This window comes from Frigoribacterium sp. PhB118 (assembly GCF_003751725.1).
Lineage (GTDB): Bacteria > Actinomycetota > Actinomycetes > Actinomycetales > Microbacteriaceae > Frigoribacterium.
On sequence record NZ_RKID01000003.1, the window covers coordinates 190788 to 209242 of the forward strand.

Below are 18455 nucleotides of genomic sequence, written 5' to 3' on the forward strand. Positions count from 1 at the left end.
CTCAGGTGATTTTTACTTGCTGACGGACCCGCCGGCGGCGACGATCTTGTCCTCGGCGGAGCCGGAGACCTTGTCGACCGCGACGGTGAGCTTGACGCTCAGGTCGCCCTGTCCGAGGACCTTGACCTTCTCGTTCTTCCGAACGGCACCCTTGGCGACGAGGTCACCGACGGTGACGTCACCACCCTGCGGGTAGAGCTCGTTCAGCTTCTCGAGGTTGACCACCTGGTACTCGACGCGGAACGGGTTCTTGAACCCGCGCAGCTTCGGAGTACGCATGTGGAGCGGCATCTGGCCACCCTCGAATCCGACCTTGACCTGGTACCGGGCCTTCTGACCCTTGGTGCCACGACCGGCCGTCTTACCCTTCGAACCCTCACCACGGCCGACGCGCGTCTTCGCCTTCTTGGCACCGGGAGCCGGACGAAGGTGGTGCACCTTGAGCACCTGGGGACGCGCGACGTCGTCGGATGACGTCGTCGAGGCGGGAGCGGCCTTGGTGGTCGAACCCGTCGAAGCAGCGGCCTTGTCGGCTGCGGGCTTCTTGGCGGCAGCCTTGGGAGCTGCTGCCTTGGTGGTCGTCGCCTTGGGAGCGGCGGCCTTCTTCGGGGCGGCCTTCGCGGCGGCCTCGTTCTTCTCGTCAGCCATTAGTCAATCTCCTCGACCTTCACGAGGTGGGCGACCGTGTTGACGTAGCCGCGGTTCTGCTTGGTGTCCTCGCGAACGACCGACTGGCCGATGCGCTTGAGGCCCAGGCTCCGCAGCGTGTCACGCTGGTTCTGCTTCTCGCTGATTACGGACTTGATCTGGGTCACCTTGAGGTTGGCGGCCATCAGGCACCTGCCTTCTCGGTCGCGGCGGTACGAGCTGCCTGCTCGGCACGGACCATGAAGGCCGGCATGACAGCGTCGATGTCGAGTCCACGACGGGCGGCGACGGCACGCGGCTCTTCGAGCTGCTGCAACGCCTCGACCGTGGCGTGGACGATGTTGATCGTGTTCGACGAACCGAGCGACTTGCTCAGGACGTCGTGCACGCCGGCGCACTCGAGCACGGCGCGGACGGGACCACCGGCGATGACACCGGTACCGGCCGAGGCCGGACGCAGCATGACGACGCCTGCAGCGGCTTCACCCTGCACGGGGTGCGGGATCGTGTTGCCGATGCGCGGGACGCGGAAGAAGTTCTTCTTTGCCTCTTCGACGCCCTTGCTGATAGCCGTGGGGACCTCTCGGGCCTTGCCGTAGCCGACACCGACCAGTCCGTTGCCGTCACCGACGACGACGAGTGCGGTGAAGCTGAAGCGACGACCGCCCTTGACGACCTTCGACACGCGGTTGATCGTGACGACGCGCTCCAGGAACTGGCTCTTGTCGTCACGGTCGCCGCGTCCGCGGCCACCCTGGTTGCGGTCACCGCGACCCTGGCCGCCACGGCGGTCGGTGCGACCACCCTCGCGGTTGTTCGACTCCGAGCCGGCAGCGGTCTCGACGGGACGCTCGACGACGGCCTCAGCCGGTGCCTTGGTCGCCTCGGTCTCTGCGGGGGGAGTGGTGTTCGTAGCGTCGCTCACAGGTTCAAACCAGCCTCTCGGGCGCCTTCGGCGATGGCCGCGACGCGTCCGGCGTACTTGTTGCCGCCGCGATCGAACACGACGGCCTCGATGCCCGCAGCCTTCGCACGCTCGGCGACGAGCTCGCCGACCTTGCGGGACTTCGCGGTCTTGTCACCGTCGAACGTACGCAGGTCGGCCTCGAGGGTCGATGCGCTGGCGACGGTGAAGCCCTTGCTGTCGTCGACGACCTGCACGAACACGTGCCGGGCCGAACGGGTGACGACGAGACGGGGGCGCTCTTCGGTGCCCACGACCTTCTTGCGCAGGCGGGTGTGACGGCGCTTGGTGGCAGCCGACTTGCTTTTTCCTCGTGTACCGAGACCCATGATTACTTACCTGACTTTCCGGCCTTGCGGCGGACGACCTCGCCGGCGTAGCGGACACCCTTGCCCTTGTAGGGCTCGGGCTTGCGCAGCTTGCGGATGTTGGCAGCCATCTCGCCGACGGCCTGCTTGTCGATCCCGACGACGGTGAGCTTGTTGTTGCCCTCGACCGTGAAGCTGATGCCCGCGGGCGGCTCGACGGTGATGGGGTGCGAGTAGCCCAGGGCAAACTCGACGTTCGAGCCCTTGGCCTGGACGCGGTAACCGGTTCCGACGACTTCGAGGCCCTTGGTGTAGCCCTCGGTGACGCCGATGATCTGGTTGGCGATCAGGGTGCGCGTGAGGCCGTGGAGCGAACGCGACTCGCGCTCGTCGTCCGGACGGGTCACGACGACCGTGCCTTCTTCGATCTTGGCTTCGATGGGGCTCTTGACGACGAGCGACAGCTCACCCTTGGGGCCCTTGACGCTGACGGCCTGGCCGTCGATCTTCACGTCGACCCCGGCAGGGATCGAGATGGGGAGTCTTCCGATTCGAGACATGACGAGTTACCACACGTAGGCGAGGACTTCTCCGCCTACGCCCTTCTTCTGGGCCTCACGGTCGGTCAACAGACCGGAGGAAGTCGACAGGATGGCGACACCGAGGCCACCGAGCACCTGGGGGATCTCGGTCGACTTGGCGTAGACGCGGAGGCCGGGCTTCGACACGCGCTTGATGCCCTTGATGGAGCGCTCACGGGCGGGGCCATACTTGAGGTCGATCGTGAGGGTCTGGCCGACGCGGGCGTCTTCGACCTTCCACGACTCGATGAAACCCTCGCGCTTGAGGATCTCGGCGATGTGGGACTTGAGCTTGCTGCTCGGGAGCGACACGGTCTCGTGGAAAGCCGAGTTCGCGTTGCGCAGTCTGGTCAGCAGGTCTGCGACCGGATCTGTCATCGTCATGCGGTTTGTCACTTTCTCGTCCGGTTTCGACATCCGGTACACCGGGTGCCGACCTGGGCGATCGATTGGTCGACAAGCGGTTCTCGTCGACCTCAGGGGAACGGCCGGCAACTCTACGAGAGAGTTGCCGACCGGACGATCTTAGTTGGCCGAGTCGGCCGAACGGAACGGGAACCCGAGCGCCTTGAGCAGCGCGCGACCCTCGTCGTCGTTCTTGGCGGTCGTGACGACGGTGATGTCGAAGCCACGGACGCGGTCGATGCGGTCCTGGTCGATCTCGTGGAACATGCTCTGCTCGTTGAGACCGAAGGTGTAGTTGCCGTTTCCGTCGAACTGGCGGTCGCTCAGACCGCGGAAGTCACGGATGCGGGGCAGCGCCAGCGACAGCAGTCGGTCGAGGAACTCCCAGGCGCGGTCACCGCGGAGCGTGACGTGGGCACCGATCGGCTGACCCTCGCGCAGCTTGAACTGCGCGATGGACTTGCGTGCCTTGGTGACCTGGGGCTTCTGGCCCGTGATGGCCGTCAGGTCCTTGATGGCACCGTCGATGATCTTGCTGTCGCGTGCGGCCTCACCGACACCGGTGTTGACGACGATCTTCACGAGCCCGGGCACCTGGTGCACGTTCGTGAAACCGAAGTCGGACTTCAGCTGCTCGATGATCTCGGCGCGGTACTTGGCCTTCAGCCGCGGGAGGGCCGTGGCGGCCTGCGTGGTGGTGTCGGTCATCAGAGGTTCTCACCAGACTTCTTGGCGTAACGGACGCGAACGGTCTTGGACACGCCGTCCTTGGTGACCGTCTCTTCGCGGAAGCCGACGCGGGTGGGCTTCTTGGTCTTGGGGTCGACGACGGCGACGTTGGACACGTGGATCGGAGCCTCGTGCGTCTCGATGCCACCGGTCTTGGAACCACGCTGGGTCTGGCCGACGCGCACGTGCTTGGTCACGAAGTTGACGCCTTCGACGACCACGCGGTTGCGCTCGACGAGCACCTCGAGGACCTTGCCCTGCTTGCCGCGGTCTCCGCCGCGGGCCTGCGAGGCACCGGTGATGACCTGCACGAGGTCACCCTTCTTGATGTTTGCCATGACTTAGATAACCTCCGGCGCCAGCGAGATGATCTTCATGAACTTCTTGTCGCGGAGTTCGCGACCGACCGGTCCGAAGATGCGGGTTCCGCGGGGGTCTCCGTCGGCCTTCAGGATCACTGCGGCGTTCTCGTCGAACTTGATGTAAGAGCCGTCCGGACGACGGACCTCTTTCTTGGTGCGGACGATGACGGCCTTGACGACGTCACCCTTCTTCACGTTGCCACCGGGGATGGCGTCCTTCACCGTGGCGACGATGACGTCACCCAGGCCGGCGTAACGACGGCCGGAGCCACCGAGCACGCGGATGGTGAGGATCTCTTTTGCCCCGGTGTTGTCGGCGATCTTGAGGCGGGATTCTTGCTGAATCACTTGTGTCTCCTTCTACGCAAGCAGGCCGCGAGGCCTACTTCGCCTTCTCGAGGATCTCGACCAGGCGCCAGCGCTTGGAGGCGCTGAGCGGACGGGTCTCGCTGATCACGACGAGGTCGCCGACGCCGGCCGAGTTGGCCTCGTCGTGGACCTTGACCTTGGACGTGCGGCGGATGACCTTGCCGTACAGGGGGTGCTTCACGCGGTCCTCGACCTCGACGACGATGGTCTTCTCCATCTTGTCGCTGGTCACGTAGCCGCGACGCGTCTTGCGGTAGCCGCGGACCTCGACGGCAGCCGAGTCGACCTCGGTCTTGTTCTCGGTGGCCATTACTTGCTCTCCTCGGCGGTCTCGTCAGCCGTCTCGGCCGGCTTGTCAGCCTTCTTGGTCGACTTCTTGGCGGCCTTGGGGGCCGCCTCGACCGGGGCGGGGGTGGCACGGATGCCGAGCTCGCGCTCACGCAGGACCGTGTAGATGCGAGCGATGTCGCGCTTCACGGCACGCAGGCGGCCGTGGCTCTCGAGCTGGCCGGTGGCCGACTGGAAGCGGAGGTTGAAGAGTTCTTCCTTCGCCTTCTTCAGCTCATCGACGAGACGCTCGTCTTCGAATGTGTCGAGCTCGACAGGACGGAGCTCCTTGGAACCGATCGCCATTATGCGTCGCCCTCCTCGCGCTTGATGATGCGTGCCTTGAGGGGCAGCTTGTGGATTGCGCGAGTGAGTGCCTCTTTGGCGATCTCCTCGCTCACGCCGCTGAGCTCGAAGAGCACGCGACCCGGCTTGACGTTCGCGACCCACCACTCGGGCGAGCCCTTACCGGAACCCATGCGGGTCTCGGCGGGCTTCTTCGTGAGGGGACGGTCGGGGTAGATGTTGATCCACACCTTTCCGCCACGCTTGATGTGACGCGTCATGGCGATACGAGCGGACTCGATCTGACGGTTGGTCACGTAAGCGGGCGTGAGGGCCTGGATGCCGTACTCACCGAAGCTGACCTTGGTGCCACCAGTGGCCTGGCCGCTACGGCCGGGGTGGTGCTGCTTGCGGTGCTTGACACGACGGGGGATAAGCATGGTTACGCCTCAGCTCCTGTGGTGGCGGGTGCCTTCTGCTCGCGGGGAGCGCGGTCGCCCCCGCCGCGGCGGGCGCCGTCACGGTCGTTGCGGCGCTCGGGGCGAGACGACTTCTGGTTCGCCTGCTCGCGCGCGAGCTCCTTGTTGGTGATGTCGCCCTTGTAGATCCAGACCTTGACACCGATGCGACCGAAGGTGGTCTTGGCCTCGTAGAAGCCGTAGTCGATGTTGGCGCGGAGCGTGTGCAGGGGGACGCGGCCCTCGCGGTAGAACTCCGAGCGGCTCATCTCGGCGCCGCCGAGACGGCCCGACACCTGGATGCGGACACCCTTGGCACCGGCACGCTGGGCGCCCTGGAGCCCCTTGCGCATCGCACGACGGAACGCCACGCGAGCAGCGAGCTGCTCGGCGATGCCCTGGGCGACGAGCTGGGCCTCGGCCTCGGGGTTCTTCACCTCGAGGATGTTGAGCTGGATCTGCTTGCTCGTGAGCTTCTCGAGGTCGCCGCGGATGCGCTCGGCCTCGGCGCCACGACGACCGATCACGATGCCCGGACGGGCCGTGTGGATGTCGACGCGGACGCGGTCACGGGTGCGCTCGATCTCGATCTTCGCCACGCCGGCGCGGTCGAGCGAGGTCTTCAGCAGGGTGCGGATCTTGACGTCCTCGGCGACGTAGTCGCTGTAACGCTGTCCCGGCTTCGTGCTGTCGGTGAACCACCGCGACACGTGGTCGGTGGTGATGCCCAGACGGAAGCCGTACGGGTTGACTTTCTGGCCCATTACTTGCTCGCCTTCTTCGTAGCGTCGGCAGCCTCGACCTCATCAGGCGTCGAGAGGACGATCGTGATGTGGCTGGTGCGCTTCAGGATCTTGAAGGCGCGGCCCTGTGCACGCGGCTGGAACCGCTTGAGGGTGGCGCCCTGGTCGACGAATGCACGACTGATGTACAGGTCCTGCTCGTCGAGGTAGCTGTTCGAGGCGTCCGCCTTCACCCGGGCGTTGGCCATGGCCGACGCGACGAGCTTGTAGACGGGCTCGCTGGCGCCCTGAGGTGCGAACTTCAGGATCGCCAGAGCCTCGGCGGCCTGCTTGCCGCGGATCAGGTTGACGACACGACGGGCCTTCATGGGGGTGACGCGGATGTGACGCACGCGTGCGATCGACTCCACCATTTCTCTCCTCCTTCACGTCGCCGCGTTAGCGGCGACGACCCTTCTTGTCGTCCTTCACGTGACCACGGAAGGTGCGGGTGGGCGCGAACTCACCGAGCTTGTGGCCGATCATGCTCTCGGTGACGAACACGGGGATGTGCTTGCGTCCGTCGTGCACGGCGATGGTGTGCCCAAGCATGTTGGGGACGATCATCGAACGGCGCGACCAGGTCTTGATGACGTTCTTGGTGCTGGCCTCATTCTGCGAGACGACCTTGCGAAGCAGGTGGTCGTCAACGAAGGGGCCCTTCTTAAGACTGCGTGGCATCTTCTACAACTCCTACTTACGCTTCTTGCCAGCGTTACGACGACGGACGATGAGCTTGTCGCTCTCTTTGTTGGGGTGACGCGTGCGGCCCTCTTTCTGGCCCCACGGGCTGACCGGGTGGCGTCCACCGGAGGTCTTGCCCTCACCACCACCGTGCGGGTGGTCGACGGGGTTCATGGCGACACCACGCACGGTCGGGCGGACGCCCTTCCAGCGCATGCGGCCGGCCTTGCCCCAGTTGATGTTCGACTGCTCGGCGTTGCCGACCTCGCCGATCGTGGCGCGGCAGCGGGCGTCGACGTTGCGGACCTCGCCCGACGGCAGACGGAGCTGCGCGTAGGGGCCGTCCTTGGCGACGAGACGCACCGAGGCACCGGCCGAGCGGGCCATCTTCGCGCCTCCACCGGGCTTGAGCTCGATGGCGTGGATGACGGTACCGACCGGGATGTTCTTGAGCGGCAGGTTGTTTCCGGGCTTGATGTCGGCGCCGGCACCCGACTCGACGACGTCGCCCTGCTTCAGCTTGTTCGGCGCGATGATGTACCGCTTGGTGCCGTCCACGAAGTGCAGGAGCGCGATGCGAGCCGTGCGGTTGGGGTCGTACTCGATGTGAGCGACCTTGGCGTTGACGCCGTCCTTGTCGTTGCGACGGAAGTCGATGACGCGGTACTGGCGCTTGTGGCCACCACCGATGTGACGGGTCGTGATGCGGCCGGCGTTATTACGGCCACCGGACTTCGAGAGCGGGCGCAGCAGCGACTTCTCGGGCGTCGAACGCGTGATCTCCGCGAAGTCGGCGACCGACGAACCGCGGCGACCCGGGGTCGTGGGCTTGTAGTTACGAATTGCCATGATTTATGCCTCTGCTCCCTAGCCGACAGCCGTGAAGATGTCGATGGAACCGGACTTCAGCGTGACGATGGCGCGCTTGGTGTCCTTGCGCTTGCCGGTGCCGAAGCGGGTGCGACGGGTCTTGCCCGTTCGGTTGAGCGTGTTGATGCTGTCGACCTTGACGTCGAAGATCTTCTCGATGGCGAGCTTGATCTCGGTCTTGTTCGAACGCGGGTCCACGAGGAAGGTGTACTTGCCCTGGTCGATCAGGGAGTAGCTCTTCTCGGAGACGACGGGCGCGATGATGACGTCGCGGGGGTCTTTTCCGTAGCCGCTCATGCGGTGGCCTCCTTCTTGGTCTTCGAGGCGACGAAGCCGTCGAAGGCGCTCTTCGTGAAGACGATGTCGTCGCTGACGAGGACGTCATAGGCGTTCAGCTGGTCGAACGTGATCACGTGGACCGTGGGCACGTTGCGGACGCTCTTGAGGGTCAGCGTGTCGTCGCGGTCGGTGACGATCAGGACGTGCTTGCTCGAGGCGATCGACGCGAGCAGCTCGAGAGCGACCTTGGTCGAGATCGAGTCGGCGACGAAGCTCTCGACGACGTGGACGCGGGCGCCACGAGCGCGGTCGGACAAAGCACCGAGCAGGGCTGCGGCGATCATCTTCTTGGGGGTGCGCTGGGCGTAGTCGCGGGGCTGCGGACCGTGGACGATGCCACCGCCGGTCATCTGAGGAGCGCGGATCGAACCCTGACGGGCGCGGCCGGTGCCCTTCTGCTTGAACGGCTTGCGGCCGGCGCCGGAGACCTCGCCGCGACGCTTGGTCTTGTGCGTGCCCTGACGTGCGGCGGCCTGCTGGGCGACGACGACCTGGTGGATGAGCGGGACGTTCGTGACGACGTCGAAGAGCTCGACGGGGAGCTCGACCGTGCTGGTCTTCTGGCCCTTGGCGTCGACGACGTCGACCGAAGCGGCCGATGCGGTAGTGGTGGCCATGAGCTACTTCCCCTTCACGGCGGTGCGGACGAAAACGATGCGGCCACGAGCACCGGGGACGGCGCCCTTGACGAGCAGCAGACCCTTCTCGGCGTCGACGGCGTGCACCGTGAGGTTGAGGATGGTGACGCGCTCGCCACCCATGCGACCGGCCATGCGCATGCCCTTGAAGACACGGCTGGGGGTCGAGGAGGCACCGATCGAACCGGGCTTGCGGTGGTTGCGGTGCGCACCGTGCGAGGCGCTGACGCCCTTGAAGTTGTGACGCTTCATGACACCGGCGAAGCCCTTGCCCTTGGACGTTCCGACGACGTCGACCTTCTGGCCGGCTTCGAAGGTGTCGACCGTGAGCTCCTGGCCGAGTGCGTACTCGGCGGCGTCGGCGGTGCGGACCTCGGTGAGGTGGCGACGGGGGGTGACGCCCGCGGCGTCGAAGTGACCCGTGGAGGGCTTGTTCGACTTGCGGGGGTCGATCTGGCCGGCCGCGATCTGGACGGCGGTGTAGCCGTCCTTCTCGAGCGAGCGGACCTGGGTCACGACGTTCGGGGCGATCTCGACGACGGTGACGGGGACGAGCTTGTTGTTCTCGTCCCAGACCTGGGTCATGCCGAGCTTCTTGCCGAGCAGGCCCTTGACGTTCTTGGTGGTGCTGATGGTCATGGTCGCCCCCCTACAGCTTGATCTCGATGTTGACGTCGGCAGGCAGGTCGAGACGCATGAGCGAGTCGACGGCCTTCGGCGTCGGGTCGACGATGTCGATGAGGCGCTTGTGCGTGCGCTTCTCGAAGTGCTCGCGCGAGTCCTTGTACTTGTGGGGCGAACGGATCACGACGACCACGTTCTTCTCGGTCGGGAGCGGCACGGGGCCGACGACCGTAGCGCCCGCGCGGGTGACCGTGTCGACGATCTTGCGCGCGGAAGTGTCGATGACCTCGTGGTCGTACGACTTAAGTCGGATGCGGATCTTCTGTCCCGCCATGTGTGACTCTCTCTCGTTCGGACGTCGCGCACCTCGGGGGCCGCCTGACGCTGTTCGCTGGGCGAACATCTGTTGGCACTACGTGTCTCTCGCGTACCGCTGTTCTTGTGTCAATCCATCTGCCGAAACCGGCCGGTGCCCGCGAGGAAGGACCCGGGGAGGGCCATCTTCGCCACCGCCACCCGCACCCGGGGCTTCGCCCCGGCACACCGCGACCTGAGGTCACGGCGGTGGTTTCGTTGTGAGATGCGTCCTGCTACCCGCGGCCCAGACGCCTTGCGTCTGTGCACTGCCTGGCAGTGATCCGACACCCGGCGCAGAGGCCAGGCTCGAAATGTTGAACTAGACGATTTTGCCACACGCCTGCATTTGCTGCAACCCGGGCGTGTCGCGGATGTCAGACGGCTTCGACGACCGGTGCGGGCCGGAACCACGGCGGGTAGACGGCGACGCGCGGCGCCTCGGCTCCCAGCTCGGCGAGCGTCTCCTTCACGGCGTCGCGGACCTTGTCGTTCGGGACGCCGACGAGCGTCACCGAGGAAAAGGGCACGGAACCGGGCACGAGCACTTCCGGCCCGAGCAGGTCGGGGTCCTTGAGGCTGAACCGGCGGACCATCGACGATGCGTCGTCGAGTCCTGCGGCCGCACGGACGCCCTCGACGGCCGCGTCGCCCTCGGTCACGACGAAGTCGTCGCCGAGCGAGGCGACGGGAACCACGAGCATGACGAAGTCGATGGCACGGGCCTCACGTGCCGCATCCGACCACTCGTAGCCCTCGGCTCCGGTACGGACGGCGTCCCAGGCGGTCGCATGAGGCGACAACGAGAACGGCACGTGCGCAGCGACGGGCTGACCCGACGCGGTCGTGACGGAGGCGCGGAGGGCCCGCGTCGCCTCGGAGCTGACGTCGAGCACGGGAGTAGCGCCGGCCTGCAGCGCGCCGGCCTCGAGGATGCCGGGCAGGTTGGACACGTGCGTCCAGTGGTAGGCACGCTGGGTCGAGAACTCGGGGACGGGGGTGGCGGCCGCCTGCGCGGCCACGGCGACGGCGGCCGAGTCACGGGCGAGTGCGGGCGTGCTGCGCAGCGACTCGGGCTTGCGGTTGGAGGGGCGGCGGCGGGTGGTGACCGACCGTGCGGCGGTCGAGGGCATGCCGTCGGCGACGCCCTCGCGCTTGCGGGGAGCGCAGATGTCGCACAACTCTCGCTCGAATCCGTGGATGCACTCGTCAGTCACTGCAGTTGTTCCTCTCGGGCGCCCCGAACGGGACGCGACCCTCTAGGTTACGTCACGACGCGCACCGTTCGCAGACCGCGGACCACCTCGGGTGTGCGACGGCTCAGCGGAACAGCAATGCCCGGACCTCGGATTCGGCCGCGTGCAGGCGGGCCGGATCGATGGTCTCCCCGTGCCGGTAGGCATCGACCAGTCGGGGATCGACGTACGACGACTTCGCGATGGCCGGGGTGTTGCCGAGCACCGCGGCGGCGTCCCGCATCGCCTGGGCGAGGGACTTCGACTGCCGGGAGGCCGACGCCTGCGGCCCGGAGCGGGCCAGGCTGACGGCGGCGGCGACGGTGCCGTGCAGGGTGCGGAAGTCCTTGGCGGTGAACTCGTCGCCGGCCCTCTCCTTGACGTAGTCGTTGATCTCGGTCGCTCGTAGCGGGTGCCAGGCCGCGCGCGCCTCCCCCGCTCCCCCGCCGTCGGCCTTCCAGGCGAGCAACCGGGCCCGCCCGCCCCGCCGCTTGAGGCTGCGGACGACGGCCGCGAGGTCGGCGTCGTGGATCTTGGAGTCCCAGTCCTGGCCGCTCTTGCCGGGGAACGCCAGCGACACCGTGTCGCCGGAGACGGTCGCGTGCGCGCAGAGCAGGGTCGACAACCCGTGGCTGCCGTGCTCCTGCGCGTAGCGCTCGGAGCCCACCCGGAGGGAGCCCGTGTCGAGCATGCGGAAGGCAGCGGCCAGGACCCGCTCACGGCCGGCCCCCTGGACGCGCAGGTCGTGCGTCACGAATCGACGGGCGGTCGGCAGCGACTCGGCGAGGGCGAGTGCCCGGTCGAACTTGATGCGGTCCTTCTGCTCACGCCACGTCGGGTGGTAGATGTACTGACGCCGACCTGCAGCGTCCACTCCCGTGGCCTGGATGTGGCCGTTCTCGTAAGGGGAGATCCAGACGTCGGTCCAGGCCGGTGGGATGGCGAGGTGCTCGATGCGGGCCCGCAACTCGGCGTCGGCGACGGCGGTCCCGTCGGCCGTCCGGTACGAGAACCCTCGTCCTGCCCGGACCCGCGTCAGCCCGGGTCGGCTCGAATCGGTCCTCCGGAGGCGCGGCATCGGTCGAGTGAACACCGCGCGTCGTCGAGGGGCCTGGGCGGGGTACAGCGAAGCCCCCGCTCGACGGCGGGGGCATCGCTCGTGCCTTACTGGTTGCCCAGCTTCTTGTCGGCCTGCTCCTTGGCCTGCTGGATCTTGTCGGCGTGCTTGCCGCCGGTGGCCTTGTCGGCCGCGGAGGCGACCGCGTCGAGGATGTTGTCGCTGACACCCTCGGCCTTCTCGCTCTTGAGCGCCTCCTGGACCTTTCCGTCCTTGAGGAAGGCCTGGGCCTTCTTGGTGATGTCGTCGAAACCTGCCATGACGTCCTCCCGTCGGCGCCGGTCCGTCCGACGTCTCCCCCATCGTGCCCTGCTGACGCGAAAGAGGCCAGGCCCCGAAGGGCCTGACCTCTCTCGTCAGATCAGCAGTTCTGTGTGAACAGGACTTACTTGTTGATCTTGGTGACCGTACCGGCACCGACCGTGCGACCACCCTCACGGATGGCGAAGCGCAGACCGGCTTCCATGGCGATCGGCTGGATCAGCTGGACGCTGATCTCGGTCGTGTCGCCGGGCATGACCATCTCGGTGCCCTCGGGCAGCGTGATGACACCCGTGACGTCGGTGGTGCGGAAGTAGAACTGCGGACGGTAGTTCGCGTAGAACGGGTTGTGACGCCCACCCTCGTCCTTCGACAGGATGTAGACGTTCGCCTCGAACTCGGTGTGCGGCGTGACCGAACCGGGCTTGACGACGACCTGGCCGCGCTCGACGTCCTCGCGCTTGGTGCCGCGGAGGAGGAGACCGGTGTTGTCGCCGGCCTGAGCCGAGTCGAGCAGCTTGCGGAACATCTCGATGCCGGTGACGGTGGTCTTGACGGTCGGGCGGATGCCGACGATCTCGACCTCTTCGTTGACGTTGAGCTGACCGCGCTCGACACGACCGGTGACGACGGTGCCACGACCGGTGATCGTGAAGACGTCCTCGATGGGCATGAGGAAGGGCTGGTCGGTGGCGCGAACGGGCTCGGGCACGTTCTCGTCGACGGCGTTCATCAGCTCGGCGACCGTCTCGGCCCACTTCTCGTCACCCTCGAGGGCCTTGAGAGCGGAGACCTGGACGATCGGGGCGTTGTCGCCGTCGAACTCCTGGCTCGAGAGGAGCTCGCGGACCTCGAGCTCGACGAGCTCCATGATCTCTTCGTCATCGACCATGTCGGCCTTGTTCAGCGCGACGACGATGTAGGGCACGCCGACCTGGCGGGCGAGCAGGACGTGCTCACGCGTCTGGGGCATGGGACCGTCGGTGGCGGCGACGACGAGGATCGCGCCGTCCATCTGAGCTGCACCGGTGATCATGTTCTTGACGTAGTCGGCGTGGCCGGGAGCGTCGACGTGAGCGTAGTGGCGCTTCTCGGTCTGGTACTCGACGTGCGAGATGTTGATCGTGATGCCGCGCTGCTTCTCTTCAGGCGAGTTGTCGATCTGGTCGAACGCCGACGCCGTGTTGAGGGTGGGGTACTTGTCGTGCAGGACCTTGGTGATCGCCGCGGTGAGCGTGGTCTTGCCGTGGTCGACGTGACCGATGGTTCCGATGTTGACGTGCGGCTTGGTCCGCTCGAACTTGGCCTTAGCCACTGTGGGTCCTCCTCAGGACTCGGTTGCAGTGCGGCCCGGGGGCCGGGTCGATGACCCGGCCTACCGGTCGCCCTGCGGATTGGTGTGTGTACATGTTACGCGGTCGTCGGACGACCACGCGGTTCAGGACTATTCGCCCTTGTTCTTCTGGATGATCTCTTCGGCGACGGCCGAGGGCACCTCTTGGTACGACTCGAACGTCATCGAGTAGACGGCCCGGCCCGAGGTCTTCGACCGCAGGTCTCCGACGTAACCGAACATCTCCGACAGCGGCACGCTGGCCCGAACGACCTTCACACCACTGGCGTCTTCCATCGACGAGATCTGCCCGCGTCGCGAGCTGAGGTCGCCGATGACGTCGCCCATGTATTCCTCGGGCGTACGGACCTCGACCGCCATGAGCGGCTCGAGGAGAACGGGCTGGGCCTTGCGAGCCGCCTCTTTGTAGGCGATCGACCCAGCGATCTTGAACGCCATCTCGGACGAGTCGACGTCGTGCGCCGCACCGTCGAGCAGCAGCGCGCGCACGCCCACCGTCGGGTAGCCGGCGAGCACGCCGACCTGCATGGCGTCCTGGATGCCGGCATCGACCGAGGGGATGTACTCGCGGGGGATGCGGCCACCGGTGACCTTGTTGACGAACTCGTAGGTCGACTCGGCCGTGACCTCGAAGGGCTCGAGAGCGATCTGCACCTTGGCGAACTGACCCGAACCACCGGTCTGCTTCTTGTGGGTGTAGTCGTAGCGCTCGATGCCCTTCTTGAGGGTCTCGCGGTACGCGACCTGGGGCTTGCCCACGTTGGCCTCGACGTTGAACTCGCGCTTCATGCGGTCGACCAGGATGTCGAGGTGGAGCTCGCCCATGCCCTTGATGACCGTCTGGCCCGTCTCGGCGTTGAGCTCGACGCGGAACGTCGGGTCTTCTTCGGCGAGCTTCTGGATGGCCAGCGACAGCTTCTCTTGGTCGGCCTTGGTCTTCGGCTCGATCGCGACCTCGATGACGGGCTCGGGGAACGTCATCGACTCGAGGACGATCTGCTCGGACGGGTCGCAGAGGGTGTCACCCGTGGTGGTGAACTTGAGCCCGATGACGGCGTAGATGTGACCGGCGGTCACGCTGTCGACGGGGTTCTCCTTGTTCGAGTGCATCTGGAAGATCTTGCCGATGCGCTCTTTCTTGTCCTTGGTCGAGTTGATGACCTGGGCGCCGGACTCGATGGAGCCCGAGTAGACGCGGACGTAGGTGAGACGACCGAAGAAGGGGTGCACCGCGACCTTGAAGGCGAGAGCCGAGAAGGGCTCGGTCGACTCGGGCTTGCGGATGATGATCTTCTCGGCGTCGCGGACGTCGTGGCCCTCCATGGGAGGCACGTCGAGCGGCGAGGGCAGGTAGTCGATGACCGCGTCGAGCATGGGCTGCACGCCGCGGTTCTTGAAGGCCGAACCACAGAAGATCGGGTAGAGCTCGGAGTTGACCGTCATCTTGCGGACGGCGCCCTTGATCTCGGCGATCGTGAGCTCTTCGCCACCGAAGTACTTCTCGAGCAGCACGTCGTCGGACTCGGCGACGGTCTCGAGGAGCTTGGCGCGGTACTCTGCCGCCTTCTCCTTGAGGTCTTCGGGGATCTCTTCGATCTCGTACTTCGCACCCAGCTCGACGTCACCCTTGGCGTCACCGCGCCACGTGAGGGCACGCATCTCGACCAGGTCGACGACGCCCTCGAAGGAGCTCTCGGCACCGATCGGGAGCTGCATCACCAGCGGCTTGGCGCCGAGGCGGTTGATGATCGTGTCGACCGTGAAGTAGAAGTCGGCACCGAGCTTGTCCATCTTGTTGACGAAGCAGATGCGCGGCACGTCGTACTTGTCGGCCTGACGCCACACGGTCTCGGACTGGGGCTCGACGCCCTCTTTTCCGTCGAAGACGGCGACGGCACCGTCGAGCACGCGGAGCGAACGCTCGACCTCGACCGTGAAGTCGACGTGACCCGGGGTGTCGATGATGTTGATCTGGTTCTTGTTCCAGAAGCAGGTCGTCGCCGCCGAGGTGATCGTGATGCCACGCTCTTGCTCTTGCGCCATCCAGTCCATAGTGGCCGCACCGTCGTGCACCTCACCGATCTTGTGGGTGATGCCCGTGTAGTACAGGATGCGCTCGGTGGTCGTCGTCTTGCCAGCATCGATGTGCGCCATGATGCCGATGTTGCGGACCTTGTTCAGGTCGGTGAGCACGTCCTGTGCCACAGGTTCCTCCGAAGGGGTAGGTGGGGAAGTTGGGGGGACGAGGAGGTGCGGTGCGCGTCGTGCGCACACCGCGCCTCCTCGTGCCGGTTACCAGCGGTAGTGCGCGAAGGCCTTGTTCGACTCGGCCATCTTGTGAGTGTCTTCGCGACGCTTCACAGCGGCGCCCAGACCGTTCGACGCGTCGAGGATCTCGTTCATGAGACGCTCCGTCATCGTCTTCTCGCGACGGGCCTTGGCGTAGCTGGTGAGCCAGCGGAGGGCCAGGGTGTTGGCGCGGTGGGGCTTGACCTCGACGGGGACCTGGTAGGTCGAACCGCCGACGCGACGCGAGCGGACCTCGAGCGTGGGGCGCACGTTGTCGAGCGCCTTCTTCAGCGTGGCCACTGCATCTTGGTCGTTCTTGGCGGTGACGCCGGCGAGAGCACCGTAGACGATGCGCTCGGCGAGGCCCTTCTTGCCGTCGAGGAGGATCTTGTTGACGAGCTGGCTGACGATCGGCGCACCGTAGACCGGGTCGGCGACGACAGGGCGCTTGGGAGCGGGTCCTTTACGAGGCATTACTTCTTCTCTGCTTTCGCTCCGTAGCGGCTGCGGGCCTGCTTGCGGTTCTTGACGGCCTGGGTGTCGAGCGCGCCACGGACGATCTTGTAGCGCACGCCGGGGAGGTCTTTCACACGACCGCCGCGGACGAGCACCATCGAGTGCTCCTGCAGGTTGTGGCCCTCGCCGGGGATGTAGGCGGTGACCTCGGTGCCGTTGGAGAGCTTGACGCGGGCGACCTTGCGGAGCGCCGAGTTCGGCTTTTTGGGGGTGGTGGTGTACACACGGGTGCACACGCCACGCTGCTGGGGGTTGGCCTTCAGGGCGGGGGCCTTGGTCTTGACGACCTTCGGCGTGCGTCCCTTGCGGACCAGCTGCTGAATAGTTGGCACTGGTTCTCCTCATCGGATCTCGACGCTGCCCTTGCGAACACGCCGAGTCGCGCTGCTCTCGCATCGCTCTGCTCTGTCCGGCTGATCAGCCGGCATCCTCGTCTCGGTGATCGAGACGGTCTGCCCGTCTCGGCCGCGAGGTCGAGGGGGCTTTTATTCGGGCGCGCGGTCAGGCGCACACCCGAAAGAGCTTATCTTGAGGTAGGGCCTTAATCAAATGGTCGAGGGTCGGAACGCCCCGGGTCGATGCGCGACACCGCCAGCGTGCCCCCGACCACGAGCCCGGCGCAGACAGCCGAACCGATCACGAACGGCGACACGGCGTACCGGGCGGCGAACAGCAGCACCCAGACGAGCTCTTCTCGCACGAGGCCGTAGACGACTCCCCCGACGGTGAGCATCGACACGTAGACGAGCGCGGCCGTGAGGAGCGCGGCGACGAGGAGGTGCGGTGCGGGCCCGCGAGGGCCGGCCACCTCGTCACCGGTGACGGAGCGGGACCCACCCGCGCCGGCCGGGCGGGCGAACACGACGGGCTGGGCAGGGAACGTGCCCCGCACCTCCGGAGCCCTGTCGTCGCGGGCGTCGGAGAGCGCCGCCGACCGCAGCAGCGACAGCAGCACGACGAGCACGGCGGCGGCGACCATCAACGGGCCGAGCAGGGTGCCGGCGTCGGGTTCGTCGATCGGGTCGCGGTCGAGGAGCAGCGCCTCGAAGCCCGCCACCATGATGACGAGCGCACCGAAGAGGACGGTGCCCATGACGGCGTAGACGGCTCGGGACATCCTCCGAGGCTACGCGCCCGCGGGCGTGCCGGGGGCCCGCGGGTGCGGGGGGCGCGCGGCTACTCGCCCGCGGCCGTGTCCGAGCTCGCGTCGTCGGTGCCCTCGGCCGTGGTGGCTGGGGTCTCGGCGGCCTGGTCGGCCTGGGTGGCGGCGGCGTCCTGGAGGACGTAGACGAGGCCGCCGACGGTCCACTGGTCGGGGACGGCGTTCGTCGAACCACCCTCGGACGAACCCGAGCTGGCGAAGTTCGTCACGAGGAACAGCCGCGAACCCTGCTGCAGTCGGCCGAGGAAGTCGCGGGCCTGCTGGTAGCTGCCCTTGACGGTCACCGTGATCGGGATGGACGAGAAGTTCGCCGCGGTGATCTGCGGATCGGTGACGAGCTCGGGCGCTGCGGCGACCGGAGCCGTGGCCTCGGCCGTGGCACCGTCGGCGGCCGTCGAGTCCGTGGCCGCCGCGTCGGTGGCGGTGGCGTCCGCGGCGGGCGCCGCCGGAGCGTACGCCACGGCGTCGGACGTCGTGAAGGCTGTCACGGTCGTCCCGGTCTCAGAGGCCAGCTGGCTGATCTCGGTGAGGAACGCCGGGAGGGTCGCCTGGGACGGCACCGAGGTCTGCAGTGCGCCGAGCTCGGACTCCAACGCGGGCAGCTTCTCGTTGTCGGCCTTCAGGGTGGCGAGACCGGCACGGAGGGTGGCGTTCTGCTCGTCGACCGAGGCGGTCTGCTGGGACGCCGTGGAGGCGGCGGTGAGCTGCGGCTGGACCCCGAGCACGAACCCCAGGGCCAGGACGACCACGCCGGTCAGGACGGCGATGATCATCTTCAAGCGGTTGCGGTCCAT

The 18455-nt window shown here is 66.6% G+C and carries 29 protein-coding genes; all 29 read right to left on the minus strand.

The features are described 5' to 3' along the window. Positions 1-12: 12 nt before the first annotated feature. Positions 13-648, minus strand: a complete 636-nt coding sequence (gene rplO / locus EDF21_RS10370; RefSeq protein WP_082460060.1) for a 50S ribosomal protein L15 — start codon at positions 646-648, stop codon at positions 13-15. Next, complete coding sequence (gene rpmD, locus EDF21_RS10375) at positions 648-833, minus strand: 50S ribosomal protein L30 (RefSeq protein ID WP_043593338.1); 186 nt, start codon at positions 831-833, stop codon at positions 648-650. The genes rplO and rpmD overlap by 1 nt, the downstream gene beginning before the upstream one ends. After that, positions 833-1573 (minus strand): 30S ribosomal protein S5, encoded by a 741-nt coding sequence (rpsE, locus tag EDF21_RS10380; RefSeq protein ID WP_043593339.1) that lies wholly within the window; start codon positions 1571-1573, stop codon positions 833-835. Before rpsE ends, rpmD begins: the two co-directional genes overlap by 1 nt. Beyond that, a complete protein-coding gene (gene rplR, locus EDF21_RS10385) occupies positions 1570-1941 on the minus strand; it encodes a 50S ribosomal protein L18 (RefSeq protein WP_043593341.1) in 372 nt (123 codons plus the stop codon). The genes rpsE and rplR overlap by 4 nt, the downstream gene beginning before the upstream one ends. 2 nt (positions 1942-1943) lie before the next feature. After that, positions 1944-2480, minus strand: a complete 537-nt coding sequence (rplF, locus tag EDF21_RS10390) for a 50S ribosomal protein L6 (RefSeq protein ID WP_043593343.1) — start codon at positions 2478-2480, stop codon at positions 1944-1946. Between the two features lie 6 nt (positions 2481-2486). After that, positions 2487-2885 carry a 30S ribosomal protein S8 gene (rpsH, locus tag EDF21_RS10395; RefSeq protein ID WP_043593344.1) on the minus strand — a complete coding sequence of 133 codons (399 nt, stop codon included), beginning with the start codon at positions 2883-2885 and terminating at the stop codon, positions 2487-2489. 141 nt (positions 2886-3026) lie between these two features. Next, positions 3027-3614 carry a 50S ribosomal protein L5 gene (rplE, locus tag EDF21_RS10400; protein ID WP_043593346.1) on the minus strand — a complete coding sequence of 196 codons (588 nt, stop codon included), beginning with the start codon at positions 3612-3614 and terminating at the stop codon, positions 3027-3029. Beyond that, positions 3614-3973 (minus strand): 50S ribosomal protein L24, encoded by a 360-nt coding sequence (gene rplX / locus EDF21_RS10405; RefSeq protein WP_043593348.1) that lies wholly within the window; start codon positions 3971-3973, stop codon positions 3614-3616. The genes rplE and rplX overlap by 1 nt, the downstream gene beginning before the upstream one ends. 3 nt (positions 3974-3976) lie before the next feature. Next, a complete protein-coding gene (gene rplN, locus EDF21_RS10410; RefSeq protein WP_043593350.1) occupies positions 3977-4345 on the minus strand; it encodes a 50S ribosomal protein L14 in 369 nt (122 codons plus the stop codon). Between the two features lie 34 nt (positions 4346-4379). Further along, the gene (gene rpsQ / locus EDF21_RS10415) at positions 4380-4676 is read right to left on the minus strand and encodes a 30S ribosomal protein S17 (RefSeq protein WP_056043557.1); all 297 of its coding nucleotides are present in this window, start codon (positions 4674-4676) and stop codon (positions 4380-4382) included. Then, on the minus strand, positions 4676-4999 hold the full coding sequence (gene rpmC, locus EDF21_RS10420; protein ID WP_054145424.1) for a 50S ribosomal protein L29: 324 nt from the start codon (positions 4997-4999) through the stop codon (positions 4676-4678). The genes rpsQ and rpmC overlap by 1 nt, the downstream gene beginning before the upstream one ends. Continuing rightward, positions 4999-5418: a 50S ribosomal protein L16 gene (gene rplP, locus EDF21_RS10425; protein WP_043593355.1), complete on the minus strand. Its 420-nt coding sequence runs from the start codon at positions 5416-5418 to the stop codon at positions 4999-5001. Before rplP ends, rpmC begins: the two co-directional genes overlap by 1 nt. Positions 5419-5420: 2 nt before the next feature. After that, on the minus strand, positions 5421-6200 hold the full coding sequence (gene rpsC / locus EDF21_RS10430; RefSeq protein ID WP_043593357.1) for a 30S ribosomal protein S3: 780 nt from the start codon (positions 6198-6200) through the stop codon (positions 5421-5423). Continuing rightward, positions 6200-6592, minus strand: a complete 393-nt coding sequence (gene rplV, locus EDF21_RS10435; protein ID WP_043593358.1) for a 50S ribosomal protein L22 — start codon at positions 6590-6592, stop codon at positions 6200-6202. The genes rpsC and rplV overlap by 1 nt, the downstream gene beginning before the upstream one ends. Positions 6593-6617: 25 nt before the next feature. Further along, on the minus strand, positions 6618-6899 hold the full coding sequence (rpsS, locus tag EDF21_RS10440) for a 30S ribosomal protein S19 (RefSeq protein ID WP_043593360.1): 282 nt from the start codon (positions 6897-6899) through the stop codon (positions 6618-6620). A gap of 12 nt (positions 6900-6911) precedes the next feature. Continuing rightward, complete coding sequence (rplB, locus tag EDF21_RS10445) at positions 6912-7751, minus strand: 50S ribosomal protein L2 (protein ID WP_056043560.1); 840 nt, start codon at positions 7749-7751, stop codon at positions 6912-6914. Between the two features lie 18 nt (positions 7752-7769). Next, positions 7770-8069: a 50S ribosomal protein L23 gene (gene rplW / locus EDF21_RS10450; RefSeq protein ID WP_043593363.1), complete on the minus strand. Its 300-nt coding sequence runs from the start codon at positions 8067-8069 to the stop codon at positions 7770-7772. Then, positions 8066-8728, minus strand: coding sequence for a 50S ribosomal protein L4 (gene rplD, locus EDF21_RS10455; protein WP_043593365.1), 663 nt, complete (start codon positions 8726-8728; stop codon positions 8066-8068). Before rplD ends, rplW begins: the two co-directional genes overlap by 4 nt. Positions 8729-8731: 3 nt before the next feature. Next, entirely contained in the window at positions 8732-9382 is a 651-nt protein-coding gene (gene rplC, locus EDF21_RS10460; RefSeq protein ID WP_173154863.1) for a 50S ribosomal protein L3, read from the minus strand. Positions 9383-9398: 16 nt separating this feature from the next. Further along, positions 9399-9707 (minus strand): 30S ribosomal protein S10, encoded by a 309-nt coding sequence (rpsJ, locus tag EDF21_RS10465; RefSeq protein WP_043593369.1) that lies wholly within the window; start codon positions 9705-9707, stop codon positions 9399-9401. A gap of 397 nt (positions 9708-10104) precedes the next feature. Continuing rightward, complete coding sequence (locus EDF21_RS10470; RefSeq protein WP_148053685.1) at positions 10105-10944, minus strand: DarT ssDNA thymidine ADP-ribosyltransferase family protein; 840 nt, start codon at positions 10942-10944, stop codon at positions 10105-10107. A gap of 103 nt (positions 10945-11047) precedes the next feature. Continuing rightward, the gene (locus EDF21_RS10475; RefSeq protein ID WP_123571289.1) at positions 11048-12040 is read right to left on the minus strand and encodes a DNA topoisomerase IB; all 993 of its coding nucleotides are present in this window, start codon (positions 12038-12040) and stop codon (positions 11048-11050) included. 86 nt (positions 12041-12126) lie between these two features. Beyond that, the gene (locus tag EDF21_RS10480) at positions 12127-12339 is read right to left on the minus strand and encodes an Rv0909 family putative TA system antitoxin (protein WP_056043574.1); all 213 of its coding nucleotides are present in this window, start codon (positions 12337-12339) and stop codon (positions 12127-12129) included. 125 nt (positions 12340-12464) lie between these two features. After that, on the minus strand, positions 12465-13655 hold the full coding sequence (gene tuf / locus EDF21_RS10485) for an elongation factor Tu (RefSeq protein ID WP_043593375.1): 1191 nt from the start codon (positions 13653-13655) through the stop codon (positions 12465-12467). Between the two features lie 129 nt (positions 13656-13784). Continuing rightward, positions 13785-15899, minus strand: a complete 2115-nt coding sequence (fusA, locus tag EDF21_RS10490) for an elongation factor G (RefSeq protein WP_056043577.1) — start codon at positions 15897-15899, stop codon at positions 13785-13787. 87 nt (positions 15900-15986) lie between these two features. Further along, positions 15987-16457 (minus strand): 30S ribosomal protein S7, encoded by a 471-nt coding sequence (rpsG, locus tag EDF21_RS10495; protein WP_043593378.1) that lies wholly within the window; start codon positions 16455-16457, stop codon positions 15987-15989. Then, entirely contained in the window at positions 16457-16831 is a 375-nt protein-coding gene (gene rpsL, locus EDF21_RS10500) for a 30S ribosomal protein S12 (protein WP_056043579.1), read from the minus strand. The genes rpsG and rpsL overlap by 1 nt, the downstream gene beginning before the upstream one ends. A gap of 209 nt (positions 16832-17040) precedes the next feature. Then, entirely contained in the window at positions 17041-17616 is a 576-nt protein-coding gene (locus EDF21_RS10505; RefSeq protein WP_123571290.1) for a DUF6121 family protein, read from the minus strand. A 59-nt stretch (positions 17617-17675) separates the two neighbouring features. Beyond that, positions 17676-18455 (minus strand): type 4a pilus biogenesis protein PilO, encoded by a 780-nt coding sequence (gene pilO / locus EDF21_RS10510; protein ID WP_158612906.1) that lies wholly within the window; start codon positions 18453-18455, stop codon positions 17676-17678.